This window comes from Streptomyces iconiensis (assembly GCF_028657195.3).
GTDB classification, from domain to species: domain Bacteria; phylum Actinomycetota; class Actinomycetes; order Streptomycetales; family Streptomycetaceae; genus Streptomyces; species Streptomyces iconiensis.
This window is the reverse complement of the sequence record NZ_JANCPR020000010.1, coordinates 67251-94013: the sequence shown is the minus strand read 5'-3', so window position 1 is coordinate 94013 and position 26763 is coordinate 67251. Positions and strand designations below refer to the sequence as shown.

The window sequence follows — 26763 nt, the reverse complement described above, 5'->3', positions numbered from 1 at the left end:
CTGATCGAACCCAGGTACCGACCGATCGGAGTGCAGGCATGACCACCACATCGACTGCTCCCTCTCCACCCGGCACGAACAGGTCTCTCGTACGACGGGTGACCTGGGCGACCTGGACGGGCTGGGGCCTGGACGGCTTCACCAACCAGATGTTCCCGCTCGCGCTCAGCGGGATCATCGCCGCCTTCGGACTCACCACGGCGCAGGGCGGGCTGGCCACCTCGTGCGCGCTCATCAGCTCGGCCGTTGGCGGTGTGGCCGGCGGCAGGCTGGCGGACCGCTTCGGCCGGGTACAGGTCCTGGTACTGGTGATCGCCGCTTACGCCCTGTTCACCGGCCTGACCGCCACCGCTCAGAACTTCGAGCAACTGCTGCTGTGGCGCACCCTCGAAGGCTTCTTCTTCGGCGCCGAATGGCCCGTGGGCGCCGCACTCATGGCGGAGTACGCGACTCCGGAACGCCGGGGGAGGGCGCTGGCCTGGGTCCAGTCGGCGTGGGCCGTCGGCTGGGCCGGAGCGAACCTCGCCTACCTGCTCAGCCACCTCTGGCTGCCTGACACGGTCGCGTGGCGGGTGATGTTCGTGACCGGAATACTCCCCGCGCTGGTGGCGCTGCTGATCCGCAGGAAACTGCGCGACGTGCCGGCGATAAAGGTGGAGCGGAAGCCGCGCGAAAGAGGCGCCTTCGCCGAACTCTTCTCGCCGGGACTGCGTAAGCACACCGTGCTGGGCACGCTGTTCGGCGCGACCGGCCTGGGAAGCACCTACGCGATGCAGACGTGGATCCCGCTGTACCTGAAGGAAGAACGCGGGCTCAGCGTCAGCGACACCGCGATGTACATCTGGTTCATGATCGCCGGCAACTGGCTCGGCTATGTGCTCGGCGGCCGGCTGCACGACCGCATCGGACGGCGCTGGGCGTTCACGGTCTTCTACCTGGGAACGGCGCTCTTCGGCTTCCTGTTCATGGCCGTCCCGCTCGACGCACCCTGGTACAACCTGCTGCTCGCCTTCGTGGTCGGCTTCTTCATATCGGCCCAGGCGTCGGGCAAGGGCGCCCTGTTCACCGAGCTGTTCCCCGCACGCGTCCGCGGCACAGGAGCGGGCGTCACCTACAACGTCGGCCGCGGTGCGGCGGCGTTCAGCCCCGCACTCATCGGCTGGGCGGCGGCCGGAACCGGGCTGGGCACGGCCATCGCCACCGTGGTGATGGTCTGTACCGCCCTGACCCTCCTGTTCATCTGGCTCCTGCCGGAGACCAAGGGCCGCGTTCTGGACTAGAAGCCCCCTCCCCGGGCGCCCCGGCAGGAGAGCGGCGAGTGCGCGAATCGTCGCCCTGAGTCCTCCCCTGGGGATTCCCATTTCTCCGCCGGTGGGGCGACTTGTTCACGGGCCGGTCGGGCCGAAGCGGGGAAACGGTGTTTTCGCGCACCGGAGTGCGCCTGTTCGCTGAGGTGCGCTCCTTTGACACCCGCAATTCCGTACACCCTCGTCAGGCAGGTCCTGCGGTCTGCCGCCGCGTGGCGGGGTGCGCCGCCGGGAAGATATTCCGCAGCGTTTTCCTCCTGGGGCCGCTCCGACCGGGTAGCGGTTGCGGGGTGTCCCTACGGAAGCGAGGAGACCCATGGGACCACGTGAGTTCGATCCCTGGTCGCGGGAATTCATCGATGACCCTTTTCCCGCCTACGCGGCCCTGCGGGAAAAACATCCGGTGTGCTGGTTCGAGCCGACGGCCCAGTGGCTGGTTTCCGGATACGCCGAGGTGCAGGCCGCGCTGCGCAATCCAGCGCTCGGGAGGTCCCAGAAGCACCGGGCCGCCTTCGTGGAGCGGTCGGAGAGGATGCGCTCATTTTCCGCCGAGGAAGTGGGCTTCTGGCACAAGCAATTCAGCGTTCTGGACGAGGACCCGCCGTTGCAGACCCGGCTCCGTGCGCTTCTGGGGCCGCCGTTCAGCGCCCGTGAGTGGCAGCGCAAGCGGGGACGTTACGTGGAACGGGCCCGCGCGCTGGCCGAACCGTTCGTCGCGGCCGGCGGCGGTGATCTGGTCTCTGCCCTCTTCCAGCCCCTCGCCTGGGCGCTGGTGGGCGAAGCCGTCGGAGTGCCCGAGGAGGACCAGCCCATGCTGGCCGGCCTGTCGAGGGAGATGACGGAGGCTCTCGTCCCCAACCGCACGCCGGAGGCGTTGGTCGCCGCGGCACGCGCCGACCAGGAGGCCGTGGCGTATCTGCTGGGGCTGGTACGCGCCCGCGAGAACCACCCTGGCGACGATCTGGTCAGTGCGCTGGCCGAGGCGAAGCGGTCCGGAGTGCTGAGCGAGGAGGAGTGCGGGTTCGCCGCGGTCACGCTGTTCCTCGGGCCGTTCGACTCAGCGGCAGGCACCAGCACGATCGGCTGGCTGTCCCTGCTGCGCCATCCCGACCAGCTTCAGCTGCTGCGGAACGAGCCGGGCCGCTTCCGTGCGGCCATCGAGGAGCTCCTGCGCTATGACTCATCCGTGCACATGTTTGAACGCTGGGCGCTGGAAGACGCGGTCATCGGTGGCGTACGCATACCCCGGGGTTCGGAGGTGGCGGTGCTCTTCGTCTCCGCCAACCGCGACGACGCCTACTTCCACGCCCCCGACGAACTGGACCTGACCCGGGCCCGCGGCGGCACCAGTCACCTCGCCTTCGGCACCGGGTGGCACGGCTGTCTCGGCCCCGTGATGGGACGGGTGCAGATGGAGGCGGCCTACACGGCACTGCTGGCTGCCGCACCGCACTACCGGCTCGTGGAGGAGCCTCGTTGGGGCTACGGCTACAACCTGCGGCATCCCCTGTCCCTGCTCGTAGAGGTGTGAAGCGCACCCGGGTGTGTGCGGCGCTTCCTCACGAGAACGGCGCGGCGGTTACCGAAGTGGTCACCGGCCGCGCCGTTCTCGCGTGAGCCCCATGCCCCGTTCGCCCACCGGGCCAGGCGTCACTCCAGGTAGTCACATGGCCCGGAGTCGCGGCGCACCGTGTCCAGCGTGAAGCAGTGGAAGCCGCCGCCGAACAGCCGGCGGTGACGGTGTTGGACCGGGAGCACGGTGAAGCGGTGCCGCTCCAGCGTCCGGATCAGCTCCGGGCACAGCGAGTTGACGACGACGGTGTTCTCGTCGACCGACAGGACGTTCATGTCGATGTACCTGCTGGTGAGGAGCAGATCGTCGTCCTCGTACTGCGGGAAGGAGTTGTCGTCGGGCTCGGGGGCGTAGATACGGTCCCAGCGCCGCAGCGGCTCCGGCAGGCTCTCGGCCACGAGTGGATTACGCAGCAACAGAGTGCCGGGACGCAACGGCAGCACCAGGCTGTCGATGTGGTTGTCAGCGAAGCGGTGCATCAGATGGAAACGGAAGCGGCCCTCGAAATGCCGCTGCATCCAGCGCGCGCCGAGCACGTGGTTCTCGGTCGCGGCATTCACAAGAATGTCGCGACCGAACCGCAGACACTGCGCGGCGTCGATCATCATCTCGAAGCCCGTGTCGTAAGGGGACGCCTGCGGATGCGCGATCTCCTGCATGGCGGGAGTCTTCTGTCCGGAGACGTAGGAGGTGTCGAAGGAGCGGTCGGTCATCACGGGGCGCGGCATGACCGACCATTTCGCACCGGCGTGGAAATAGCGGTAGAAGACCGGTTTGAGCAGGTCGTTCTCGAAGTACCTGGCGCGTACTTGCGGCGGGGTTTCAAGAATCTCCTCGCCCATGATGATGGCCTGGTCACGGATGTTCAGCGCGGGAACGCAGTGGGCCTGCCAGGACGGTGTACTGAAGGGCGCCGGTGCGGGCAGCGGCAGCGGGCGGTGGACGAGCGCGCCGTACTCGCGCAGTACCGTGACGAGTTCTTCCAGGTCCTCGTTCAACTCGTCGACGTAACGCCGCTTGAGCTGACGGGAACTCTCCGGCTCGGACGCCGCGTCGTCGGCCGCAGGCCCGTAACTGGGGTAGTAGAAAGCCGCGTACGCCACGTCGTGGAAGAAGAGCTTGAAGGACAGCTCCAGTTCGTGTGCCTCGAATCTCGCTCCCGAGCCCACCACGACCTCGGCAAGCGGAGACCATTCGTCGTAACTGTTGAGCGACATGATGTCCTCTCCTCCGGCATCGGCCGGACCGGTGGGAGCCCCTAACGCCCGGGAGAGATCACCCCGGCCGGGTCGAGGGCACATTTGATCCGCCGCAGCATGGCGGCCAGCCCGCCGTCGGCCGCCATGCCGCAACTGCTTCTCCTCGCACGTGAACTGAGCCGGTAGGACGGATAACCGGCCCGTTCCGTGCGCTCGTGCAGTGCGTCGTGGCATACCATCGCGCGCCGTTCCTCGTCGGCGTCCGACCGGTCGTAGGCCAGGGCGGCCGTGATGACGGCTGAGCGCTCCGCGACGGAGTTCAGGCTGAGGTTGGCGTCGAAGCCGTGCGCGGCGGTGATCTCCTCGATCAGTTCCACGGCTGCCGTCACGTGCCGGCCCAGCAGCGGCACGACGGGACACACCCAGATCAGCCCGCAGCCGTCAGCGTCGAGGTCGGGGGAGCGCGGGGGAACGGGCGCGCGGGTGCGCCAGTAGGCCATGGCGAGGTGCGCGTCCGTCGGCTCTCCGCGCTGCAACGGAGTCGCCTCGGCCCCGGCCCCGAAGACGAGCCGGGACACGTGCGGTTCGAGCCGTGCGCGCACCAGACGCCGCAGGTCGGCGCCGTGGCGGTCGTCGGCGGCGTGCAGCGCTCCGCCGCCGTTCCACGCGCCGAGATCCCAGCGGGCACGTAACCGCCCGCGCAGCACCGCCGGCATCGGCTCGCGGTTGGACTGTCCGTGCCAGGGGCTGCGCTGCCGCGCGGAGATCTCCCGTACGTCGTTGGCGATGACGAATCCCGTGTCGAGTATCCGGTCCATGCGGAGCCGCCGCACGGCGTCGACGACCGCCGCGAGTACCGGGCCCCCGGCCTCTGTCCGGAACGAGAACGGCACCAGCGCCCCGGGTTCCGGGGCCAGCCACAGCGTCATGCGGGTGACGACACCGAGGTTGGACTGTGTGAAGAGCCCGTCAGGCCAGGGCCCGCGCCCCCAGCGGTGCACTGCCCCGACGGGGGAACGTACGGGGGCATGGGTGAACCCCGAGAACCCCGTCCGTACGATCTCGCCCGTACCGAGGATGGCCTCCATGCCGCAGACGTGCGCGAAACGGTCACCGTAGGCACCCTCACCCAGGCCCCGTTCGAGCACATTTCCGATCAGGCTGGAGTCGGGGGTGCTGCCGGTGACGCTCGGCAGCAGCCGTGCGCCCTGCCGGGACAGGAACGCGTACAGGTCCTGCTGGGTGACACCTGGTTCGACGGTGACGTACGCCAACTCCTCGTCGTAGTCCAGGATCCGGTCCATCCGGGCCAGGGACATGACGACGGTGCCGTCGCCGACCGGGCAGGCGGAACCGTAGCCCCAGTTCTTGCCGGTGCTGACCGGGTGCAGGGCGACGCCGTTCCGGGAGGCGATAGCGACGCACTCCCGCACCTGTTCCACGTCGGCCGGGTACAGCGCGGCGGGGACGCGGACGTTGGTGGGGTAGGTGGCAGCCGACAGCCGGTTCAGCAGGCCGGGGTCGGTACGTACGTGCGGGGTGCCGAGGGCCTGGCGCCAGGCGGCCAGCGCGGCGGGAAGCCCCTCGGGGACGGGCCCGTGGGCCGCGCCTTCCGGGGGCCCGTGTCCGCCGCTCACGGGTACCGGGTCCGGTTGAGCACCGTCACCCGCGCCCCGATGAGGTGGTTGGCGATGTCCCCCGGCTGGGACAGCCTGTCCTGGTGGAGCTTGCCCGTGGAGCGGCCTGCCGACAGGTCAAGCAGCACCATGCCCACAGCGGGGGCGAGCTTCTCCCGCCACACCACCAGGTACAGGTCGTCGCTGACCCGCCGGTACACACAGGGGTCGGCGTCGGCAGCGCCCCGGCCGTCACCGGCGACACAGTGCCAGCAGAACATGTGCTCGTTGAGGTAGAGGTGCTCGAAGGAGCCGCCCCCGTAGTCGCACAGCACCCGGGCGCCCACCAGGTCGGTCGTATGCGGGAACGCGTCATCGTTCGGGGCGCGGCCGATTCCGGTCACGGTCGCCTCCACCTGGACCGCACTGAGGTCGTCCGTGTCCGTGATCCGCTTGTAGAGTCCGGCGCGCGCGGCACGGGGCGTGGGCAGCGTGGTGTCCAGAACGAGCACGTGCCGGGTCGAGAAGTCGATGATCAGGGAGACCGTGGTGGCCGCACTGCGGGCGGTGGGCCAGTCGACGAAGCAGACGTCCGGACGCGCTGCCACCGCGCGGTAATGCACTCTCTGCGGCTTCGGTTCGTTATCCCGCTGCCACAACAGCGTGTCTCCGTCCAGGAAATGCAGCCGGTGCGACGTCAGTTTTTCCCCTGCGGCATGCAATTCCATTCGCCTGCCTGCCAGTTCATCGGTGAGCGGCAGCCGATTGCGGTCGAGCCCTGCGTCACAGAACTCATAGGAAAGGTAGAGCGAGCGCAGATCGGGCAGGCGCGGTTCCGGCGAAGACATAGACATGCGGCCTCACAACAGTTCTCTCCGAATGTTCGGGCTCGCCGTCGAAACCGCCCGGCGCCGCCATGAAAACGGCTTGCCCGGTCACCGCTGGGACGAAAGCGGAGACTGAGGGACATCGAAGAAAACCACCCCGGCCGGTCATACGGGGGCACGTAAACCGAAGAATTCGGTTCCCGCGTACCCGGGCGCACAGGATGTACGGCAGCGTACAACCACTCCTGCCGCCACACCGTGCCCCCTCCGGCGCACAGATCTCCCGCCCGTAGCGCGCGAGCGCGCGGCGGCACCCGTGGATCCCTAGGGCGCAGGCGGCGCCCCGCCCTTGGCCGGGTCGGCGCGTACGAGGACGGCGAGCAGCGCGCCCAGCGCCGTCACGGTGCCGGCCACCAGGAACGAGGTGTGCAGTCCGTCCATGAAGGAGTGGTGGGCCGCGGTGGTGATGCGCTGGGCGAGGGGCTCGGGGGTGTGCGGCGGTACCGGAGCGACGCCCTGGGCCACCATCCCCTTGGCCTGTTCCACCCGGGTGTGGTCGGCAGGCACCCCGGCGTCCCGGAGGTGGCCGCCCAGCGTGCCGCCGACGCGTGAGGTCATCACCGCACTCAGTACGGCGGTGCTCAGCGAGCCGCCGACCTGCATCGCCGCCTGTTGCAAGCCGGAGGCGGTGCCGGACAGACGGAGCGGCGCGTTGCTGAGGATGGCCTGGGTGACACAGGGCACCACGGGACTCAGTCCGATGCCCAGCAGCAGGAACCAGACGGCGGTCTCCAGCCCGGCGGCTTCCTTGCCCATGGTGGCCATGCCGAGCATCGCCACGGCGGCGACTCCCATGCCGCCGACCGCCAGCGGACGCGGGCCGAACCGGGAGGCGAGGGCCCCGGCCATCGGGGAGCCGATGATGATCATCGCGGTCATCGGCAGCAACTGGACCCCGGTCCGCACGGGGGAGAGGCCGTGCACACCCTGGAAGTAGAAGGTGATGAAGAACATGGCGCCGTACATGGGGAAGGCCATCAGCACCGTCAGCCCCGCCGCGGCGGAGAGGCTGACCGAGCGGAACAGCGTCAACGGCAGCAGCGGATGCGCGGCGCGGCTCTGCCGGAGCACGAACGCCGCGCCGAGCACGAGGGCGCCGACGAGGAAGCCGATGGTCCTCGGGTCGCCCCAGTGCCAGTCGGGGGCCTTCACCAGCCCGAAGACGAGGCAGAACATCCCGGCGGAGAGCAGCCCGACCCCCCGGGATGTCGAACCGGGACGTGCTGTCCACCGGCCGGTTGCGGCCGAGTACCAGCAGCGCGACGACGATGGCGATCGCCCCGAGCGGCACGTTGATGTAGAAGACGGACTCCCAGCTGAAGTGCTGCACCAGCAGGCCGCCGACGATCGGGCCGCCGGCGGTGGAGGCGCCCAGGCAGCCGCCCCAGATGCCGATGGCCATGTTCAGGCGCTCTGCCGGGAAGGTGGAGCGCAGCAGCCCCAGCGCGGCCGGTTGCAGGATGGCGCCGAACACGCCCTGGAGCACCCGGAAGGCGATCACCAGCGGCAGCGCGCTGTCCGGCATCAGCTGCGGCAGCAGCCCGATCAGCAGCGAACTGCCGCTGAAGCCGACGACACCGGTCAGGAACATCGCCTTGTGGCCGAAGCGGTCACCCAGCTTGCCCGCGCTGATCAGGAAGACGGCGAGCGCCAACAGATAGCCGTTGGTGACCCATTGGAGGTCGGAGAGGGAGGCGTTCAGGTCCCGGCCGATGGCCGGGTTGGCGACGGCGACCACGGTGCCGTCCAGCGCCACCATCATCACGCCGAGCGCCACAGCGATCAGCACCAGCCACGGACGGCCCCGCAGACCGCCGGTGGTCCCGGCGTTGGCGGTCCCGGTGGGGAGGGAGGGCGGAGGGGGCGACGGAGGGTGCGGAGAGGTGGGGGAGGTGGGGGAGGTGGGAGGAGGTGGGTCGGTGTGGAGCAAGGGTGTGTTCCGCGCTCCGGGCGCCGAATTCTCGGCAGGCGTCATCGAGGCACTCCGGTCGGACGAGAACGGGTTCAGCATGGAGCGATGCATCGCCGGGCGACGTTATGGCACTGACTGCCATTTGGCAAAGAGGAAAATCCCGCATCGGTCGCCCAATACCCCTCTGATGAATAGCATTCCTGACTCAGGTGGGCAAGGTTGAGGAAAGAGGGCTTGGTTCAGGAGAGTGGTCGGCTCCAGTGCCCCGCGAGTGCCGGGCCCAGCAGTTCGATGTGCCGGTCCACCTCGTCGGGCAGCCCGGCCAGGTCGCTGGTCGCCTCCTCCAGGTACCAGTGCCGGATGCTCACCCGCATCGCCGCCGCGAAGGCGGCGACCAGCAGGTGCGGGCGGGGGTCGGTCACCGGGTCGACGCCCTCACGCTCGGCCACCTCCGCCACCAGCACGTGGTTGCGCTCTTCCTCTCTGCGCAGGTGCGCGGCGAGCAGTCCCGGCGCCTCGTTGAGCCGGCGGAAGCGTTCGCCGAACTGGGCCTCCCGCCGCGGGTCCTGGGCCCGCACCCGCTCCACGGTGTCCCGCAGCGCGAGGCGCAGCACCTCCATCGGGGCCTCGGAACGGGGGCGGGCCGCCACCGCCTGCGCGAAGACAGCCAGCACCTCGTCCACCGTGGCCAGCGCGACATCCTCCTTGCCGGCGAAGTAGCGGAAGAACGTGCGCTGCGAGACACGCGCCGCCTTGGCGATGCGATCCACGGGGGTCTGCTCGTACCCGTGCTTCTCGAACAGTTCGTGCGCCACGTCGATCAGCACCCGCCGCGTCCGCTGCTTCTTCCGCTCGCGCACCCCCTCCTGAACGGGGACGGCAACCCCTTCCTGAACGGGGACGGCAACCCCCTCCTGGACGGGGACGGCCCCCTCCGGGCCTGGGGGAACGGGCTCAACGACGTGTCCGGTGGCCGTTCCGCCCGAGGGACCGGCGAGGCGTTCGAGGATCTCGTCCGCGGTCTTCTTCCGCGCGGAGGGCTCGCACGTTTCCGTTCGGTGCGCTCGCAGGCCGTACGTACGCCAGATCCGCGAAACGGTCGACTGGGACAGGCCCGTCTCCTTCGCCATCGCCCTCGTCGACCAGTGCGCGGCGTTCTCCGGCGCCGTCTCCAGCGTTCGCCTGACCACGGTGGCGACCTGCTCGTCCGTGACCGTGCGGGGCCCGCCCGAACGGGGCATGTCACCCAGCCCGGCGATCCGGCGCTCGACGAACCGCGCCCGCCACCGGCCCACCGCATGGGGCGACGAGCCGACCTCGGCGGCCACGTCCTTGTTCGACGCCCCGCCTGCGCACGCCAGGACGATCCGGCACCGCAGCGCCCACGCCCGCGGCGTGGAACGGTCCCGCACCCACTCCTCCAGCGCGCCCCGCTCCTCGTCCGACAGGATCAGCTCGGCCTTCGACCGCCCAGTACGCGCCATCCCGCAACCCTACACATATGTATGGGGTTCCTGACTCAGCGGGGGCGCGATGCGGATCGGCGGGCGCGGCAGGCGGAAGTTCAGGGGGCGCCGACGCGGAAGACGTTCATCAGCCTGGCTGCGTTCAGTCGCTGTGGGAGCCGGACATCAGAGCGGCGAGGTCCTCGGGATGGAGGAAGGAAGGCGGCGGGGGCGGGCCCCAGTTGAACAATCCCTTGGCGCCTTCGAGGACTTCGGGGGTCCACAGCTGGTCGTCGGCGACGCAGTCCATGTCGGAGTAGTACTCGGAGAAGGTGCCCGCCGGGTCCTTGAGGTACCAGAAGAAGTTCGACCCGGCGTGGTGGCGGCCCAGGCCCCAGATATGGCGTTCGGGATGGTCCTCCAGCATGGCGGTGGCACCGCGTCCGACATCGTCGACGTCGTCGACCTGCCAGGAGGTGTGGTGGAGGTAGGTCACGGGGGCCTTGAGCACGAGGACGGCGGTGCCGTGACGTTCACAGGCGGCGCCGACGCGCTCCAGGCGGGAGGCAGCGGCGGCCAGGTCGTCGGGGTCGTCGGCGCCGACGCGTAGCTCGATGAGGCGGCGGGTGGGGGCGTGCACGAGGTGCAGTTGGCGGCCGGCGTCGCGGGTGGTGAACCAGCCGTCGCCGTCCGGGGTGAGGCCGAAGTCGGTGTAGTAGGCGGCTGTTTCGGCGACGTTGGGGACGCCCATGGTGACGGAGGTCAGGCGGTGCAGTGCCATGGTCGGGACTCCTTGGTCCTGTTCCGTTGGGCTCAGCGGGTGCGGGGCAGCCGCTGAAGGTCTGGCGCAGTTCGCCGATGCCCTCGATGGAGGAGACCAGCACGTCGCCGGGGTTCAGCCGGCGCTGCGGTTCGCGGCCCAGGCCGACACCCGCCGGGGTGCCGGTGAAGAGCACGTCGCCGGGCAGCAGTGGCAGCACGGCCGACAGCTTCGCGATCAGGGCGGGCACGGTGAACACCAGGTCGCGGGTGCGGCCCTTCTGGACCTGCTCGCCATTGACGGAGCAGGTGAGTTCGAGGTCGTCGGCGTCCTCGAACTCGTCCGGTGTGACCAGCCACGGCCCGATGGGTGTGAACCCGGGGAAAGACTTGCCCAGGCTGAACACGCGCCGCTGACCGTATGCCCGTTGGGGAAGAAGCCCACATGGCAGGGCGTATGGTTCATCGAGTTCGTCGGCATGCTCGCTGCCCATGTCACCGGTGCGGGGTCGCTGCGCAAGGTACGCGGAAATTCGAGCCCCTACCATGTGCTCATCAACCTTCTGCTTCTCCGGCTGCCTGTCGGTGCGCTGACAGCGCTGGTCGGCGTCGTGTTGCTCAGCGGCAAATTCTTTCCCGGGCTGAACGCCCTGGACACCTCGTCACAGATCATTGCCTGGGCCACGGCTTTTGGTGTTCTGCAAGAGGCGGTTACGCGGACGATCGACCGTCAGGGACAGCATCTGCTGGAGAATGTGAAGGCGCCGGGACGAGAACAACCGGAAGCCGGAGTGCAGCCGCCGAGGAGCGCGGCGAGGGGAAGACCGGACGCGAGACATAGCGGCTTCCCGCGGCCGGAGCGCGGCTCCACCGCGATCGCCCTCGCCGCCTCGTCCCGACCGGGCGCCCACGTGTCCAACCCGCCTCCACGCGGGCGCTGTTCCCGCGCGGGCGCCCAGCGCGCCCCGGCCTGATGGGCGCTCCGCTCCGGTGGCCGTCAGGTGAACCTGTTCGACCGAATTCCCTCACCCGGTGAGGGGGGAGACGGCCGCCGGCGCACCGTTCCCCGGCGCGGGTGCCGCGCATCGGCGGGCCCGTGACCGCGGCGCGGTCGTCGCGGTGAGGAGATCGAGCGGGGCAGCGCCGCCCGGGCGCGCACATTGCTGCCTCTGGATGTGTTCGAGGGAGAGTGGCCCTATAAGAGTGGTTTGCTCCCTCGCGAGGTGACCCCATGCCAGGGCGGGTATCGCCCTGAAGGTACGCAATACGGACGGACCTCGCGTTGAGGGGAAGTGCTGGGATGACCACAGCTGATACCGGTACCGAGCGGACGTGCCCGTTCCGCCATGACAACGCTCTTGAGCCCGACCCGTTCATGACGCGCATGATGCACGAAGAGCCCGTCGCCCGGGTCCGTATGCCGTACGGCAAGGGCACCTGCTGGCTGGTGACGCGCTACGCGGACGTGCAGACGGTGACCTCCGACCGGAGGTTCAGCCGGGCCGCACTGGTCGGCCAGGACTTCCCCCGGATCACCCCGGCGCCCATCGCGCAGTCGGAGGCGATCAACCTGATGGACCCGCCCGCGCTCAACCGGGTGCGCAAGCTGGTCGTCAAAGCTTTTACCACTCCCCAGGTCGAGGCGCTGCGCCCCTGGACCCAGAAGACCGTTGACGCGCTGCTGGACAGGATGGCCGAACACGGTGCGCCGGCCGACATCGTCGCGCACCTGGCGAACGAGCTGCCGCTGATGACGATCAGCCAGCTGATGGACGTACCGGAGGAGGACCGCCCGCGGTTGCGCCGCTGGGCGACGGCCATGATGTCGATGAGCGCGGACGACGCCTCGGCAGCGGCCGAGGCGAAGGCGGCGCTGCGCGCGTATTTCACCGAGCTGACCGGTGCGCGGCGCCGCGCACCCGGCGACGACCTGATCAGCGCGATGGCCGGCGCGCGCATCGGCGACGAGATGCTGGAGGAGAGGGAGTTGGCCGTACTGGCCATGCTCCTGCTGGTCACCGGGCATGACACCACCACCTACGAGATCAGCAACATCGTCTACACCCTGCTGACCCACCCTTCGCACCTGGCCCAGCTACGGGCGCGGCCCGAACTGCTGCCCAGGGCCCTGGAAGAGCTGCTGCGCTACATCCCCTTCCGCCAGGGCGTCGGCATTCCACGGGTGGCCCTGGAGGACGTGGAACTCGGCGGCCGGCTCATCGCGGCCGGCGACACCGTGCACGTGTCCTATCTGACCGGCAACCGCGACGGCCTGGTCTACGAGCGGCCCGACGAGCTGGACTTCGAACGTGAGGCGCCGGCCGGGCACATGACCTTCGGATACGGCAGTCACCACTGCCTCGGCTCCCACCTGGCGCGCATGGCTCTCCAGGTGTCCATCGGCACGCTCCTCACCCGCTTCCCCGGGCTGCGGCTGGCCGTACCCGAGGGCGAGGTGAGGTGGAACACCGTGTCGATCTGGCGCTATCCGCTAGCCCTGCCCGTGACCTGGTAGGGGTGTCGTCATGGCTACCTTGTGCAGGCCGGCCATCGCCGTGCCCGAGCATGTCATCACCCGGGAGCAGACCCTTGAGCTGGCACGGGAGCTGCATGCCGACCACCCTCAACTGGGCCTCGCACTACGCCTGATCTCCAACACCGGCGTGCAGACCCGCCATCTGGTGCAGCCCATCGAGGACACCCTGCGCCATCCCGGCTTCACCACGCGCAACGCCCTGTACGAAGCGGAGGCCAAGGCCCGTGTGCCCGAGGCAGCGCTCCGGGCGCTGGCCTACGCCGACCTCACTCCGCGCGACATCGACATGATCGTCTACGTCTCCTGCACCGGATTCATGATGCCGTCGATGACCGCCTGGCTGATCAACACGATGGGGTTCCGGCAGGAGACCCGGCAACTGCCGATCGCCCAGCTCGGCTGCGCGGCAGGGGGTGCGGCCCTCAATCGCGCCCACGACTTCTGCACCGCCTACCCGCAGGCGAACGTGCTGATCCTGTGCTGCGAGTTCTGCTCGCTGTGCTACCAGCCGACGGACCTGTTGGTGGGCAACCTGCTGTCCAACGGCCTGTTCGGGGACGCCATCGCCGCGGCTGTGGTCCGGGGCCAGGGCGGCAGGGGCGTACGGCTGGACCACAACGGTTCGCACCTCGTGCCCGACACGGAGGACTGGATCTCCTACGCGGTCCGCGACACCGGGTTCCACTTCATGCTCGACAAGCGGGTGCCGGGCACCATGGCCGACCTCGCCCCGGCCCTGCGCGAGCTGACCGAGCTGTGCGACTGGGACATCTCGGGGCTCGCCTTCTACATCGTCCACGCCGGCGGCCCCAGGATTCTGGACGACCTGTGCACGCACCTGAAAGTGCCGCAGTTCATGGTCCGCTACAGCAGAGCCACCCTCACCGAACGCGGCAACATCGCCAGCGCCGTCATCTTCGACGCACTGGAACGCTTCTTCGTGGACGGCGGAGCCGGCCACGGGGCCCAGGGGCTCATCGCGGGGTTCGGCCCCGGCATCACCGCCGAGATCACGCTGGGCTCCTGGAACCCGGCCGGAGGGCTGGACCATGTGCCGGCACACCGGTTGACGACGCTGCCGAGGCAGTCGGCCCGCGCGTGACAGCCGAGGCAGTCGGCCCGCGCGTGACAGCGGTCTCCGGGTGCGCGTGGTCGGTGAGTTGATGCCGCGTCAGGGGACGCGGGCCGTCCACTCGGGGGTGGCGAACTTGGTGGCGGCCAGGTGCTGGGCGCGGGCCGTTTCCTCCGCCGTGGCGTGGTCCCGGTGGAGGCCGTAGCGGGTGCGGAAGGAGGCGATCATGCGGTCGATGACGGTTTCGCGGGGGAGGCCGGTCTGGCGGCGAAGGGGATCGACGCGCTTTTTGGCGCTTGTGGTGCCCTTGTCGGACATCTTTTCTCTGCCGATGCGCAGGACATCGAGCATTTTGTCGGCGTCGATGTCGTAGGACATCGTCACGTGGTGGAGGACGGCGCCGGGGTTGCCGTCGGGGCCGACCATGCGCTTCTGTGCGGCGCCGGCGACCTTGCCCGCTTCGGTGGCGATGTCGTTGAGGGGCTGGTACCAGGCTTTGATGCCCATGTCGCCCAGTGCGCCGAGTACCCACTCGTCGAGGTAGGCGTAGGAGTCGGCGAAGGACAGGCCGGAGACGAGGGACGCCGGGGCGCTGAGCGAGTAGGTGATGGTGTTCCCGCTCTCCACGAACATGGCGCCTCCGCCGGAGATGCGCCGTACGACCTCGATGCCGTGCCGGGCCGCGCCCTCGGGGTCGACCTCGTTGCGCAGGGACTGGAAGCTGCCGATGATCACGGCGGGCGCGCCCCATTCCCAGACGCGCAGCGTCGGCGGGCGGTGGCCGGCGGCGACCTCTTCGGTGAGGACCTGGTCGAGCGCCATGTGCAGGGCGGGGGACTGCGGGGCTTCGTGGATCAACTGCCAGTCGTAGTCGGCCCAGTCGGTGGCCTGGGCGAGCGCCCTGCGTACGGCGACGGCGATGCCCTCGGCCGTGAGGCCGTACATGACGGTGCCCTCGGGCAGCGCGGCCTTGATGCGCCGGGTGAGTCCTTCCGCGTCCGTCGTCGCGGGTGCGCCTTCGAGGGCGCGGGTGAGGGCGAAGAGCGCCTCGTCGGGTTCCAGGAAGAAGTCACCGGCCACCTGGACGTTGCGCAGCACTTCGTCCTGCTTGTCGAGATCCACCACGACCAGTTTGCCGCCGGGGATCTTGTACTCGCCGTGCATGCCGCGCCGCCTTCCTCGTCACAGATCGCCCTCACGATAACGCGGCACCCTCCGGCCTCCCGCAGCGCCGACCGCCGACCGCCGTCCCTCCAGAGACGGAGGACTCCGGAGATGGCGGAGACGCCGGAGACGGAGCGCCGCCCCGCTCTCCGTGCACGTACGCGGGAGGGGGCGGCGCGCGGCACGTATGCCGGGACCACGTATGCCGGGACGGAGGGTTCCATACCGGTCAGGCGGTGAAGCCGCCGTCCACGGCGACGGAGGCGCCGGTGATGTAGCGCGCGTGCCCGGAGGCGAGGTGCGCGACCGTGTGGGCGATCTCCTCGGAGGTGCCGTACCGGCCGAGCGCGGTGAGCGCCGCCTGGGCCGCAGCGCCCTCGCCGCCGCTCGCCGGGTTCATGTCGGTGTCGATCGGACCGGGTGCGACCTGGTTGACGGTGATGCCCCGGGAGCCCAGTTCGCGGGCGAGACCCTTGGTGAGGCCGTCGGTCGCCGACTTGCTGACGGCGTAGAGGACCATCCCGGGGAAGGGGACGTGCGCGGCGACGCAGCTGCCGAGGTTGATGATGCGCCCGCCCTCGGGCAGATGCCGGGCTGCCGCCTGGGCCGCGAGATACGGGCCGCGCACATTGACCGCGAGGACTCTGTCGACGTCGTCGAGGGAGACCTCGTCGAGCGGGCCGTTGGCTCCGGCGCCCGCGTTGTTCACCAGGATGTCGAGGCGCCCGAACTCGGCCACGGTGCTGGTCACCGCGTCGGTGACCTCCGCGGCTTCCGCCATGTCGGCGCGGAGTGCGAGGGCGCGGCCCCCGTTCTCCTTGATCTGCCCGGCTACCTCGCCGGCCTGCTCCGCGCCGTTCACATAGGTGAGGGCGACATCAGCGCCCTCCGCCGCGAGGCGGAGCGCGACCGCAGCGCCGATGCCCCGGCTGCCACCGGTCACGAGTGCGGTCGTGCCGATCAGGGAGTTGCTGGAGCTGCTGTTCATGGCCATGTCCTTGTCCTTGTGTCAGGGGAGTGCGGCTGTGCCAGGGAAGCGCGGCTGCGTGCGGTGAACCGGCGGGAATCCGTTGCCGGTTCAACCGACTCCCTCGATCCTCGCCGGGCCCCTGGCTGCCCGCTGGCGGCATCCGGACACGGCACTCCAGTCACCCAAGCTGCACCCCCTGGTACAGTCGACTGCACTGTCTGTTTGTGAGGAGAGAGCCGGACCGTGAGCGTGAACGAGACGAGCACCCCCGAGGAGTGGCTGGCCGCAGCCACCGTCGACCCCTCCGTCGGCGCGCTGCGCCCGGACTACCGCGCCCTGCTGGTCGTTGCCGAGGGGCTGCGCCCAGGGCCGAGCGACGCGTTCAGCGAGGAGCTGCTCGCCGAGGCCGAGGCGAAGGCGTGCGACCCCGACCAGCACCCGCACATCACCGAGTGGCACGAGGCTTTCCGCGCGTTCGGCGCCAAGCCCAAGCGCACCCGGCCCAGCGTCGACGCGCTCCTGCGCCGCGCCCCGGAGGGCCTGCCGCGCGTCGACCGGCTGACGGATGTCTACAACGCCGTCTCCGTCGCGCACGTCCTTCCGCTGGGCGGCGAGGACCTCGACCTTTACGTGGGTCCCGCACGGCTGACCAGGGCCGACGGCAGCGAGACGTTCGCGCTCATGTCCGGAGGCGAACCGGTCACCGAGAACCCCCGCGCCGGCGAGGTCGTCTGGCGCGACGACGAGGGGGTCACCTGCCGCAGGTGGAACTGGCGGCAGTGCGTGCGTACGCGCCTCTCCCAGGACACCACCCGTGCGTTCTTCGTCCTGGACGCGCTCGGCGCGCTGGACGACACGGCAGTGGACGAGGCCGGCCGCGCGCTCACCGCGGCCCTGGTCGCGAGCAGCCCCGGCGCGACGACGGCCACACGGCTGGTGCGGCCCTCGGCGTAGGAACGGCCCGGCTCTCGGTGCGGGGGCGGGGTGGGGCGGGGGACAGCGCGGCACTCAGCGAAGGGGGCAACCCGGCCGGCCGCGCAAGGGACGGCAGGGGGCGGCGGGGGAGCGCGGCGTCAGTCGGCCGACCGGTCCATGGAGGTGGCACGCCAGGAGCGGGCGAGTTGGGCGCGCAGGAGCGGCAGCGGGCTGTCGTCGATGCCCCGCAGCCGGTCGGCGAGCCGGACGAGCGTGTCGCAGCGCGCGAGTTGGAGCCCGCGTGCGGACAGTTCGGGCGCGTAACCGGCCGCCGTACCGATCCGGACGGCGGCCGGTGCACCGAGGGACAGCGCGAGCCCGGCGATGTCCTCGGCCGGGTCCCCGAACACCGCGTCCGTCCAGTCCAGCACGCCGCTCACGCGCCCGGCGCCGTCCACCAGCAGATGTTCGCCCTTGAGGTCGCTGTGCACCAGGACGGCGGGTGCCAGGCCGTGCGGTCGCGGTCCCGTCGAGGCGGCCGGGGGGTCCGTTTCGAGGAGGCCCAGCAGCCGCCCGTCGAAACAGCCGTCCTCCTCCAGTGTCCGCGCGGCGCGTACGGCGCCCCGCCGCAGTACCGCGAGATGGCGGGCCGGAGCCGTGGGCACGCCGAGTGCGGACGCCTCCGCCGCCGTGAACCCACCCAGTTCCGCGAGGAGTTGGGCCAGGTCCTCCTCGCCCTCCGCCGACACCTCCCGGTGTTCGGCCGAGACACCGGGCAGCCGTACGTCCAGCGTGCAGACGAGCCCGTCGGCCCAGGTGGCGCAGGCCGCGCTGCGCGGAACGGGCGCCGTCAGCCGGGGCCGCAACGCGGCTCGCAACGCGATCTCGCGGCGCAGCCTGGCCGAGACCTCCGCATCAGGCGCCAGCCGCAGCACGTGTGCGGTGCCGACCCACCAGGTCGAGTGCTCGCCGCCCTCATCGACGGGGCGCACGTCGCCGCTCCCGCCCGGGAGGCCCCCGTCAGGGAGGTCCTCGTCAGGGAGGAGCCGCGAGGCGAGGGTGCGCACGGTGTGCGGCGCTGGGTGACGGGACATCGCCGGCTCAGCCCTTTCCCGGTCGGCCCGGTCGGCCCGGTCGGTCCTGCGGGGGCTCCTGCGGGGCACGGTTCTGTGGGTCCTGCCGGTTGTGCTTGCCCAGGTGTTCGAGCAGCCGGGGCAGGGCCTCGCTGATCGGCTCGCGTACGAGGTCGGCAGCGAGTGCGTCGTACGGCGTCGGTTCGGCGTTCACGATCGTCAGGCGCGCTCCGTGCTCGACGGCGAGGCCCGCGAGAGAGGCGGCGGGCTGCACCTGAAGGCTCGTTCCTACGGCGAGGAACTCGTCGCACGCCTTGGTGACCGCCACGGCCTCCGCGAGTACGCCCTGGTCGAGCGCCTGCCCGAACATCACCGTCGCGGACTTCAGGACCGCGCCACAGCGTTCGCACGGCGGATCGGGTTCGCCCGCCGCGACGCGTTCGAGTGCGCGCCGCATCGTCGTACGGTCGCCGCACCCTGTGCACAGGACCGTGCGGGCGTTGCCGTGCAGCTCCATGACCTTGTGGTCGGGGAGCCCGGCAGCCTGGTGGAGGCCGTCGACGTTCTGGGTGATCACGCGGGTCGGCGTCCCCGTGTCGTGTAGCCTGGCCACCGCCTCGTGCGCCGCGTTCGGCCGGGCCTCCCACAGGGGGCTCTCACCGCGCATGCGCCAGGAGCGGCGCCTGATCTCGGGGTCCGTCATGTAGTACTCGTACGTCACGAGCTTCTCGGCCTCCGGATCGCGACGCCACACCCCTTGCGGGCCCCGGTAGTCGGGGATGCCCGAGTCCGTGGAGATCCCCGCCCCGCTCAGCAACGCCACCAGCGGCGCTTCCCTCTCTCCTGCACCCATGCCGCCCACTCTAGGGCGATGCGTCCCCGGCCATGGGGGCCCGCGCCTCCTACCGGTGAGGGCGCCGGCCGGAGAAGGCGGCGTGGGCGCGGCCGTCCGTGCTTCCATGAAGGAATGATCGACGACGAGCTGACGGCCGCTGTGGAACGGGCGGTCCGTGCGACCGCGCAGAGCGAGATCATGCCGCGCTGGCGGCAGCTCGCCGAGGACGAGGTGGAGACCAAGACGGGCAGCCACGACCTCGTGACCGTCGCCGACCAGCGTGCCGAGCGCCAACTCGGCGCCGAACTGGCCGCCTTGCTGCCGGGCTCGGCCGTCGTCGGCGAGGAGGGCGTGCACGCGAGCCCCGTCACCTACCAGGCACTGGCCGGGGAAGCGCCCGTCTGGATCATCGACCCGATCGACGGCACCCGCCAGTTCGTCGCGGGAGAGGAGGGCTTCTGCACCATGGTCGCCCTCGCCCACCACGGCGAGACCCTCGGCGCCTGGATCCACGCGCCCGTGCTCGGCCTCACCGCCACAGCCCGCCGCGGAGGCGGCGCGCTCCTCAACGGCGAGGCCCTGCTGGCCGGTTCGCCCGCGCCGGGCGCCACGCTGCACGTCGCCGTCTCGCACCCCGACTTCACCGACGCGGAACAGGAGCGCGCGCTGCGCGCCCTGCGTACGGAGGGCGTCGCGCCCCGGCCAACGGGGTCGGCCGGGCTCGAATACGTCGCGGTCGCCGGTGGCCGTCTGGACGCCGTCGCCTACACCTGGGAGGCGGCGTGGGACCATGCGGCCGGGCTGCTCCTGGTCGCCGAGGCGGGCGGCGCCAGTACCACCGTCGCGGGGGAGCCCTTCCGGCTCGCTGGCGGCAACGCCCTGCCCTTCACGGCGGCACGTGACGCGGACACGGCGCGGCGTATGGTGGGGCTTCTGCGTGACGGAAGCGACACGAGCCGACCTCAGTGACGAGGGCGAGGGGAGCCGAGAGTGCCACCGATCCTGGACGCGGTTGTCGTCGGAGCAGGACCCAACGGGCTGACGGCCGCCGTCGAACTCGCCCGGCGCGGCTTCTCGGTCGAGCTGTTCGAGGCCAAGGGCACCGTCGGGGGAGGGGCCCGTACGGAGGAGCTGACCCTCCCCGGCTTTCTGCACGACCCCTGCTCGGCCGTCCACCCCACGGGAGCGGGCTCGCCCGCCTTCCGCAACATGCCGCTGGACCGCTACGGCCTGGAGTGGCTGCACCCTGAACTGTGCATGGCCAACCCCTTTCCCGACGGTACGGCGGCCGTGCTCTCGCGCTCCGTCGGTGAGACGGCCGCCTCGCTCGGCCCGCGCGACGCGGGTGCCTACCGCCGCCTCGTCGAGCCGTACACCGGCAGATGGGACACGCTGTCCGAGGACTTCCTCGGCTACGGCTCCGCCCTCAACGGCCGCTTCCCGAAAGACCCGTTGCAGCTCATCCGCTTCGGCCTCACCGGGCTGCCGCCGATCACCTGGGCCAAGGCCCGCTTCAGGGACGAGAAGGCGCGCGCGCTCCTCGCGGGCATGGCGGGGCACGTCATCGCCCCGATGAACAGCCCGTTCATCACGGCGCCCGCGCTGGTGTTCGCGCTCGCGGCGCATGCGAACGGCTGGCCCGTACCGCGCGGCGGTTCCCAGGCCATCTCGGACGCGCTGGCCGGATATCTGCGCGCGCTGGGCGGCACGATCCACACCGGTACCGAGGTCAAGCGCCTGGACGAACTCCCGCCCGCGCGCGCGTACATCTTCGACACGGCACCGACGGCGCTCGCCCGTATCGCGGGCCTCGGCAGCGCCTACGACGGCTTCCGCTACGGCGCCAGCCTGTTCAAGATCGACTACGCGCTGGACGGTCCCGTCCCGTGGACCTCGGAGGCCGCCCGCCGCGCCGGCACCGTGCACGTCGGCCCCACCCTGGACGACATCGACACCGCCATGCGCGATGCCGTCGTACGCGGCAAGGCACCCGAGAAGCCGTTCCTCATCACCTCGCAGCCCTCGATCGTCGACCCCACACGCGCCCCCGAGGGCAAGCACGTCTTCTGGGCCTACGGGCACCTGCCCGCGCGCTGGGAGGGTGACGCGACCGACGCGATCGAACGCCAAATGGAGCGCTTCGCGCCCGGGTTCCGCGACCGCGTCCTCGCCCGCGCCACCGCGGGCCCCCCGCAGCTGGAGGCCCGTAACGCCAACTACGTGGGCGGCGACATCGCCTGCGGCTCGGCGGCCGGCCTGCGCCTGCTGATCCGGCCCAAGCTCAAGCGCGTCCCGTACGCCACGGCCCACCCCTCCGTCTTCCTCTGCTCCTCCGCCACCCCACCGGGCCCCGGCGTGCACGGCATGTCAGGGCACCACGCGGCACGTGCCGTGTGGCGCCAGCTGCGTACGGCTTAGACCCTCGGGGGCCCTAGCGGTCGCCGTCCGTCTTGCGGGACTCGGCGGCGCGGCGCAGGCGGCGGTGGTGTGCGCGGTCGCCCGTCTCCTGGTCCTGCTGGAGCATCACATCGCCCACCATCCTGCGTACCGCGTCCCGCAGCCCGTGCACGGACTGCGGCCTCGTCACCCCGGCGCCCGGGTCCTGGCGAAGTTCCCTGAGGAACGCCCAGCACAGCCCCAGCATCACGAGGACGAACGGCAGGGCGACGAGGATCGTGCCGGACTTGAGCGAGTCCAGGCCGCCCGCCAGCAGCAGTACGGCGGCGACGGCGGACATGAGTACGCCCCACGTCACGACCAGCCATGTGCGCGGATGCAGCGCGCCCCGGCTGGTGAGCGAACCCATCACCAGGGAGGCCGAGTCGGCGCTGGTGATGAAGTACATCGTCACCAGCAGGATCGCCACCACGGACGTCACCCAGGACAGTGGCAGCGCGTCCAGCATCGTGAACAGCGACTTCTCCGCGTCGTCGGCGTGCGCTGCCATGTCCGCCGCACCGTTCCTGTCCAGCCGGATGGCCGTGCCTCCCATCACGCAGAACCACACGGCGGAGGCGCCGCTCGGCACCAGCAGCACGGCCAGCAGGAACTCGCGCACCGTACGGCCGTGCGAGATCCGCGCCAGGAACGTACCGACGAACGGTGCCCAGGACAGCCACCACGCCCAGTAGAAGATCGTCCACGCGCCCAGCCACCGCTGCTGTCCGAAGGCACCGGTACGGGTGGAGGTGATCAGCAGCTCCTGGAGATACGGGCCCAACGTCGCGGGAATCGAGTTGAGGATGTAGACCGTGGGGCCCACGACGAAGATGAACACCATCAGACAGGCGGCCAGCACGAGGTTGATGCTGCTCAGCCACTTCACGCCCCGATGCAGTCCCGACATGGCGGAGAAGACGAACGCGGCCCCCAGCACCACGATGATCAGCAGCTCCAGGCGCGTCGACGCGCTGAGCCCCACCGTCTCGTTGAGGCCGCCCGCGATCTGGAGCGCGCCGAGGCCGAGGCTCGTCGCCGTGCCGAAGACCGTCGCGAACACCGCGAGCAGGTCCACGACTCTGCCCTGCCAGCCGTCCGCCCTGCGCCGCCCGAACAGCGGCACGAACACGGCACTGAGCCTGTTGCCGCGCCCCTTGCGGAAGGTGACGTAGGCGAGCGCCAGGCCCGAGATGCCGTAGATCGCCCACGGATGCAGCGTCCAGTGGAAGAAGGAGTACTCCAGCGCGACCCGCTCAGCGCCGGCCGAACCGTCCTGGGGCCCGCCGAACGGCGGCGCCTCGACGTAGTGCTGGAGCGGTTCACCGACGCCGTAGAACATCAGGCCGATGCCCATACCGGCGCTGAACATCATGGCGATCCACGCCATACCGGTGAACTCCGGCTCGTCGTCGTCCTTTCCGAGCCGGATACGCCCGTAGCGCCCCAGCGCCAGCACCACGCAGAGCACCAGGAAGACATTGGCCGCGATCATGAACAGCCAACTGAAGTTCGCCAGCACCCAGTTCAGCGCGCTGTTCGTCGCGCCGGAGAACGAGCCCTTGTCCAGCGCCGCCCACAGAACGACGGCCAGGACGGCGAGCACCCCGATCGTCACCACCGTACGGTCCGGTGGCGGGTCGATCGGCGGCTCGGGATGCGGCTCGGGCGACGACGGGGGAGTGGAGGACAGATCGGTGGTCATGTCGCCCCACTATGGAGCGATTACCACCGGAATCAGTGACGGGCACGCCGTGCGGACGGCCCCAGGCGCGGGGCCGCGCGGGGATGGCCCATGGTCGCGGACAGGCCCAGGCAGATAAGGTCACACGGGCGCGACTGCCTGTTCGAACGTAAGAGAGACCCAGGGGCAGAACCATGACTACGACGGCGCGGACCACACCGGCGCGCGTGCTGATCGCCGCGGACAAGTTCAAGGGATCGCTGACGGCCGTCGAGGTCGCTGAACGTGTCACGGCCGGTATCCGGAAAGCACGCCCGGAAACGGAGATTGAGGCCGTCCCCGTCGCGGACGGCGGTGACGGCACCGTTGCCGCGGCCGTCGCCAACGGCTTCGAGCGCCACGAGGCGGAGGTGACCGGGCCTCTCGGTGCGCCCGTCACCGCCGCGTTCGCGCTGCGCGGCAGTACGGCTGTCGTGGAGATGGCCGAATCCTCCGGGCTCCAGCATCTGCCGCCCGGCGTCTTCGTGCCGCTCACCGCGACCACCTACGGTGCGGGCGAACTCCTGCTCGCCGCCGTCGAAGCGGGCGCCCGCACCATCATCTTCGGCGTCGGCGGCTCGGCGAGCACCGACGGCGGTGCGGGGATGCTCGACGCGCTCGGCGCCAAGCTGCTGGACCGGGACGGTGACCCCGTCCCCTACGGCGGGGGCGGTCTGCGCGAGCTGGTCTCGGCCGATCTCTCCGGCCTCGACCCGCGCTTCAAGAAGGTCGATGTCGTGCTCGCGAGCGACGTCGACAACCCTCTTACGGGGGTGAAGGGCGCTGCCGCGGTCTACGGTCCGCAGAAGGGCGCCAGTGAGGAGGACGTGGTCCTCCTCGACACCGCACTCACGCACCTCGCCGAGGTGTTGGGGGAGACGGAGGCGGCCGGGGCGCCGGGCGCCGGCGCCGCCGGGGGGATCGGCTTCGCGGCGCTTGTGGGGCTCGGTGCGCGGTTCCGGCCGGGGATCGAGGTCCTCATGGAGGAGTTGGACGTCGCCTCCGCGATCGGGCGTGCCTCGCTGGTCATTACCGGGGAGGGGTCGCTCGATGAGCAGACGCTGCACGGTAAGGCGCCGGCGGGGGTTGCTGCTGCCGCGCGGGACGCCGGCAAGCCGGTGCTTGCCGTCTGCGGGCGGCTTGCCATCGGGGAGAAGGCGTTGAAGGCGGCGGGGATTGCGCGTGCGTACGCGCTGACGGACCTTGAGGCTGATGTGGGTCGGTGTATGGCTGAGGCTGGGCCGTTGTTGGAGGCGTTGGCTCAGCGGCTCGCTGAAGAGAACCTGTAGTTCGTTCGCCTTTTCTGTTCGGGGCTTCGCCCCGTGTCCCCCCTGTTGTTGTTCCTGTGGGTTGAAGCCCGTTCCCATTCACTATGGGGGCTTCGCCCCCTTGCCCCCGTTGGCCTCGCCGGCCGGGCGTCGGGGGGCTCCGCCCCCCGGCAATCCCCCCGCCAAAAGGGGCTCCGCCCCCTCTGGACTCCCCCGCCCCGCAAAGGGGCGAAGCCCTGAAGCCAAGCCTGAGGGGGCAATATCCAGCCCGTCCGGCATTTGAGGACGAGCGCGAGCGAGCCTGAACAGAAGAGGGGCATCAGCTCGCCCTGAATGGGGGTCTGCGGGGGGCTCTCCCCCGTAGGAAACGGTGAAAGGGCGGGGCAGGGGCACAAGTAAGGGCCCGAGCCAACTGTGGCTCGGGCCCTTTTGGGGTGGAGGGAGGGGGTTAGCCCTGGGCGGCAGCCCTCGCTTCGCGGCGGTTGTCGCGGAACGAGTTCACGCGGCGGGCGGTGGCGAAGAGGGGGATCACGGCGCCCAGGACCACCTGGAGGGCGCAGCCGGTCTGGAGCAGCAGCTCGCCGCCGGGGGCGTCGAAGGCCCATGCGGCGAGCAGGCCCATGCTGAGGACGATCCAGCACAGCATGGCGACGGCCAGTCGGCCCCGCGGCTTGGGGTATTCGACGCGGCTGACCATCAGCCAGGCGACGCCCACGATCGCGAGCGCGGTCGGGACGAAGGGCAACTCCAGGAGGACGATCGAAATAACCGTCAATGCGCCGAAAGGCCCTGGCATGCCTTGGAATACGCCACTTCGTACGGTCACGCACGAGAATCTCGCAAGCCGCAGCACCACCGCCAGCAACACCACGATGGCGGCCACCACCGACACTCTCTGGTGCGCGTCGTTGGCGACCATCCCCCACACGACCACGAAGTACGCGGGCGCCAGCCCGAAGCTGATGAGGTCGGAGAGGTTGTCCAGCTCGGCCCCCATCGCGGAGCTGCGCAGCTTGCGTGCGACGAGCCCGTCGAAGAGGTCGAAGATCGAGGCCATCAGCATCAGCACGACGGCGGTCGCGGCACTGTGCCGCGCCATGCCGCCGTCCTCGCTCCCCGTGAGGTGCGGGATGAGGACACCGGTGGTGGTGAAGTACACGGCCATGAAGCCGCAGGTCGCGTTACCCAGCGTGAGCGTGTCCGCTATCGACAACCGCGTCGACAGGGGCATCTCATCCGTTGAGTCCTCGGTGTAGTCGTCGTCGGTGTCCGTGTCGGCCGACCTCTCGGCGCCGGGCACCCAGGCGGCCTGGGTATCGGGATCAATCACGGTCAAGGCGAGTCACCCCCGCTGTCGTGGCCTGGCCGACCTCGACGGCGGCCTCGACCCCCTCGGGAAGGTAGACGTCCACCCGGGAGCCGAATCGGATCAGCCCAATGCGCTCGCCCTGCTCGACCTTGGCCTCGCAGGGCACGTAAGGAACGATGCGCCGGGCAACGGCGCCGGCGATCTGGACCATCTCGATGTCGCCCAGCTCCGTGTCGAAGTGCCAGACGACGCGCTCGTTGTTCTCGCTCTCCTTGTTGAACGCCGGAACGAAGCCACCGGGGATGTGCTCGACGGACGTCACGGTGCCCGCGAGCGGTGCGCGGTTGACATGGACGTTCAGCGGGCTCATGAAGATGGCGACGCGGGTGCGGCCGTCCTTCCACGGCATGATGCTCTGCACCACACCGTCGGCCGGTGAGATCACCCGGCCCTGGCCGATTTCCCGCTCCGGGTCGCGGAAGAACCACAGCATGCCCGCCGCGAGCGCGGTGGCGGGCACGGCTACCGCCGCGGCGCGTCCGGACCTCCGGCAGCGCGCGAGGCTGAGAGCCGCCGTGGCCACGGTCGGCAGGAGCCACGGCGACGCTCCGCGTGCGAGGCGGACTCGACCGCGTGAGGCGGAGCCGCTGGTTGCAGAGGATGGGCTGTGGGGCATGAATGACCTTCGTAGCGGAGGGAGCCGCGTAGGTGACAGGGGGACGGCGGCTTTCCCGGGATGCTATCGGTTTCTGACGGCAACTGGG

At 70.3% G+C, this 26763-nt stretch carries 21 protein-coding genes and 2 pseudogenes; 9 read left to right on the top strand and 14 right to left on the bottom strand.

Annotated features, from left to right (window positions below; all coding sequences use genetic code 11):
- Positions 1–98 precede the first annotated feature (98 nt).
- Together NMN56_RS12380 and NMN56_RS12375 are read left to right on the top strand one after the other, a co-directional pair.
- Positions 99–1280, top strand: coding sequence for an MFS transporter (locus NMN56_RS12380; protein ID WP_280842635.1), 1182 nt, complete (start codon positions 99–101; stop codon positions 1278–1280).
- Positions 1281–1623: 343 nt separating this feature from the next.
- A complete protein-coding gene (locus NMN56_RS12375; RefSeq protein ID WP_274040088.1) occupies positions 1624–2838 on the top strand; it encodes a cytochrome P450 in 1215 nt (404 codons plus the stop codon).
- 119 nt (positions 2839–2957) lie between these two features.
- Here NMN56_RS12375 and NMN56_RS12370 read toward each other — a convergent pair whose 3' ends face one another.
- The 7 genes and pseudogenes from NMN56_RS12370 to NMN56_RS12335 form a co-directional block, all read right to left on the bottom strand.
- Positions 2958–4097, bottom strand: a complete 1140-nt coding sequence (locus tag NMN56_RS12370; RefSeq protein WP_274040087.1) for a glycine amidinotransferase — start codon at positions 4095–4097, stop codon at positions 2958–2960.
- A gap of 41 nt (positions 4098–4138) precedes the next feature.
- Complete coding sequence (locus NMN56_RS12365) at positions 4139–5716, bottom strand: FAD-binding oxidoreductase (protein ID WP_274040086.1); 1578 nt, start codon at positions 5714–5716, stop codon at positions 4139–4141.
- Positions 5713–6543, bottom strand: coding sequence for a MoaF C-terminal domain-containing protein (locus NMN56_RS12360; protein WP_280842646.1), 831 nt, complete (start codon positions 6541–6543; stop codon positions 5713–5715). The genes NMN56_RS12365 and NMN56_RS12360 overlap by 4 nt, the downstream gene beginning before the upstream one ends.
- 303 nt (positions 6544–6846) lie before the next feature.
- Positions 6847–8344: pseudogene (locus tag NMN56_RS43250) on the bottom strand (MFS transporter).
- Between the two features lie 389 nt (positions 8345–8733).
- Positions 8734–9978, bottom strand: coding sequence for a TetR family transcriptional regulator (locus NMN56_RS12345; protein WP_274040083.1), 1245 nt, complete (start codon positions 9976–9978; stop codon positions 8734–8736).
- A 124-nt stretch (positions 9979–10102) separates the two neighbouring features.
- The gene (locus tag NMN56_RS12340; RefSeq protein WP_274040082.1) at positions 10103–10720 is read right to left on the bottom strand and encodes a VOC family protein; all 618 of its coding nucleotides are present in this window, start codon (positions 10718–10720) and stop codon (positions 10103–10105) included.
- Positions 10721–10775: 55 nt separating this feature from the next.
- A pseudogene (locus NMN56_RS12335) lies at positions 10776–11102 on the bottom strand (fumarylacetoacetate hydrolase family protein); the annotation flags it as partial.
- Between the two features lie 24 nt (positions 11103–11126).
- Here NMN56_RS12335 and NMN56_RS12330 point away from each other — a divergent pair.
- The 3 genes from NMN56_RS12330 (at position 11127) to NMN56_RS12320 (ending at position 14336) form a co-directional block, all read left to right on the top strand.
- Positions 11127–11672 carry a hypothetical protein gene (locus tag NMN56_RS12330; protein WP_274040081.1) on the top strand — a complete coding sequence of 182 codons (546 nt, stop codon included), beginning with the start codon at positions 11127–11129 and terminating at the stop codon, positions 11670–11672.
- 326 nt (positions 11673–11998) lie between these two features.
- The gene (locus NMN56_RS12325) at positions 11999–13213 is read left to right on the top strand and encodes a cytochrome P450 (protein WP_274040080.1); all 1215 of its coding nucleotides are present in this window, start codon (positions 11999–12001) and stop codon (positions 13211–13213) included.
- 10 nt (positions 13214–13223) lie between these two features.
- The gene (locus NMN56_RS12320) at positions 13224–14336 is read left to right on the top strand and encodes a type III polyketide synthase (protein WP_274040079.1); all 1113 of its coding nucleotides are present in this window, start codon (positions 13224–13226) and stop codon (positions 14334–14336) included.
- Positions 14337–14405: 69 nt separating this feature from the next.
- On the opposite strand, the gene lplAB is transcribed toward NMN56_RS12320, so the two are convergent.
- Positions 14406–15470: a lipoate-protein ligase LplAB gene (gene lplAB, locus NMN56_RS12315; protein WP_274040077.1), complete on the bottom strand. Its 1065-nt coding sequence runs from the start codon at positions 15468–15470 to the stop codon at positions 14406–14408.
- 229 nt (positions 15471–15699) lie between these two features.
- On the bottom strand, positions 15700–16458 hold the full coding sequence (locus NMN56_RS12310) for an SDR family NAD(P)-dependent oxidoreductase (RefSeq protein ID WP_274040076.1): 759 nt from the start codon (positions 16456–16458) through the stop codon (positions 15700–15702).
- Positions 16459–16683: 225 nt separating this feature from the next.
- On the opposite strand from NMN56_RS12310, the gene NMN56_RS12305 reads away from it, so the two are divergent.
- On the top strand, positions 16684–17394 hold the full coding sequence (locus NMN56_RS12305) for a B3/B4 domain-containing protein (protein ID WP_274040075.1): 711 nt from the start codon (positions 16684–16686) through the stop codon (positions 17392–17394).
- Between the two features lie 119 nt (positions 17395–17513).
- Here the strand turns inward: NMN56_RS12305 and NMN56_RS12300 are convergent, their stop codons facing one another.
- Together NMN56_RS12300 and NMN56_RS12295 are read right to left on the bottom strand one after the other, a co-directional pair.
- Positions 17514–18449, bottom strand: a complete 936-nt coding sequence (locus NMN56_RS12300) for an aminoglycoside phosphotransferase family protein (protein ID WP_274040074.1) — start codon at positions 18447–18449, stop codon at positions 17514–17516.
- Positions 18450–18456: 7 nt separating this feature from the next.
- Positions 18457–19281, bottom strand: coding sequence for an SIR2 family NAD-dependent protein deacylase (locus tag NMN56_RS12295; RefSeq protein ID WP_274040073.1), 825 nt, complete (start codon positions 19279–19281; stop codon positions 18457–18459).
- A 114-nt stretch (positions 19282–19395) separates the two neighbouring features.
- Between NMN56_RS12295 and NMN56_RS12290 the strand changes: the two genes are divergently transcribed.
- Both NMN56_RS12290 and NMN56_RS12285 read left to right on the top strand, forming a co-directional pair.
- Entirely contained in the window at positions 19396–20232 is an 837-nt protein-coding gene (locus tag NMN56_RS12290) for an inositol monophosphatase family protein (protein WP_274040072.1), read from the top strand.
- A gap of 21 nt (positions 20233–20253) precedes the next feature.
- A complete protein-coding gene (locus NMN56_RS12285) occupies positions 20254–21681 on the top strand; it encodes a phytoene desaturase family protein (protein WP_274040071.1) in 1428 nt (475 codons plus the stop codon).
- Between the two features lie 13 nt (positions 21682–21694).
- Here the strand turns inward: NMN56_RS12285 and NMN56_RS12280 are convergent, their stop codons facing one another.
- Entirely contained in the window at positions 21695–23404 is a 1710-nt protein-coding gene (locus NMN56_RS12280; protein ID WP_274040070.1) for a BCCT family transporter, read from the bottom strand.
- 173 nt (positions 23405–23577) lie between these two features.
- Here NMN56_RS12280 and NMN56_RS12275 point away from each other — a divergent pair, with 173 nt between their 5' ends.
- Positions 23578–24711 (top strand): glycerate kinase, encoded by a 1134-nt coding sequence (locus NMN56_RS12275; protein ID WP_274040069.1) that lies wholly within the window; start codon positions 23578–23580, stop codon positions 24709–24711.
- Positions 24712–25138: 427 nt separating this feature from the next.
- On the opposite strand, the gene pssA is transcribed toward NMN56_RS12275, so the two are convergent.
- Together pssA and NMN56_RS12265 are read right to left on the bottom strand one after the other, a co-directional pair.
- Entirely contained in the window at positions 25139–26026 is an 888-nt protein-coding gene (gene pssA, locus NMN56_RS12270; RefSeq protein WP_274040068.1) for a CDP-diacylglycerol--serine O-phosphatidyltransferase, read from the bottom strand.
- On the bottom strand, positions 26013–26675 hold the full coding sequence (locus NMN56_RS12265) for a phosphatidylserine decarboxylase (RefSeq protein WP_274040067.1): 663 nt from the start codon (positions 26673–26675) through the stop codon (positions 26013–26015). Before NMN56_RS12265 ends, pssA begins: the two co-directional genes overlap by 14 nt.
- Positions 26676–26763: the final 88 nt, after the last annotated feature.

Excerpts from the sequence above, each read along its gene's own strand:
- NMN56_RS12375 (WP_274040088.1), top strand. The coding sequence starts at position 1,624 with ATGGGACCACGTGAGTTCGATCCCTGGTCGCGGGAATTCATCGATGAC.
- NMN56_RS12370 (WP_274040087.1), bottom strand. The coding sequence starts at position 4,097 with ATGTCGCTCAACAGTTACGACGAATGGTCTCCGCTTGCCGAGGTCGTG.
- NMN56_RS12360 (WP_280842646.1), bottom strand. The coding sequence starts at position 6,543 with ATGTCTTCGCCGGAACCGCGCCTGCCCGATCTGCGCTCGCTCTACCTT.
- NMN56_RS12345 (WP_274040083.1), bottom strand. The coding sequence starts at position 9,978 with ATGGCGCGTACTGGGCGGTCGAAGGCCGAGCTGATCCTGTCGGACGAG.
- NMN56_RS12340 (WP_274040082.1), bottom strand. The coding sequence starts at position 10,720 with ATGGCACTGCACCGCCTGACCTCCGTCACCATGGGCGTCCCCAACGTC.
- NMN56_RS12325 (WP_274040080.1), top strand. The coding sequence starts at position 11,999 with ATGACCACAGCTGATACCGGTACCGAGCGGACGTGCCCGTTCCGCCAT.
- NMN56_RS12320 (WP_274040079.1), top strand. The coding sequence starts at position 13,224 with ATGGCTACCTTGTGCAGGCCGGCCATCGCCGTGCCCGAGCATGTCATC.
- lplAB (WP_274040077.1), bottom strand. The coding sequence starts at position 15,470 with ATGCACGGCGAGTACAAGATCCCCGGCGGCAAACTGGTCGTGGTGGAT.
- NMN56_RS12310 (WP_274040076.1), bottom strand. The coding sequence starts at position 16,458 with ATGAACAGCAGCTCCAGCAACTCCCTGATCGGCACGACCGCACTCGTG.
- NMN56_RS12300 (WP_274040074.1), bottom strand. The coding sequence starts at position 18,449 with ATGTCCCGTCACCCAGCGCCGCACACCGTGCGCACCCTCGCCTCGCGG.
- NMN56_RS12295 (WP_274040073.1), bottom strand. The coding sequence starts at position 19,281 with ATGGGTGCAGGAGAGAGGGAAGCGCCGCTGGTGGCGTTGCTGAGCGGG.
- NMN56_RS12290 (WP_274040072.1), top strand. The coding sequence starts at position 19,396 with ATGATCGACGACGAGCTGACGGCCGCTGTGGAACGGGCGGTCCGTGCG.
- NMN56_RS12280 (WP_274040070.1), bottom strand. The coding sequence starts at position 23,404 with ATGACCACCGATCTGTCCTCCACTCCCCCGTCGTCGCCCGAGCCGCAT.
- NMN56_RS12275 (WP_274040069.1), top strand. The coding sequence starts at position 23,578 with ATGACTACGACGGCGCGGACCACACCGGCGCGCGTGCTGATCGCCGCG.
- NMN56_RS12265 (WP_274040067.1), bottom strand. The coding sequence starts at position 26,675 with ATGCCCCACAGCCCATCCTCTGCAACCAGCGGCTCCGCCTCACGCGGT.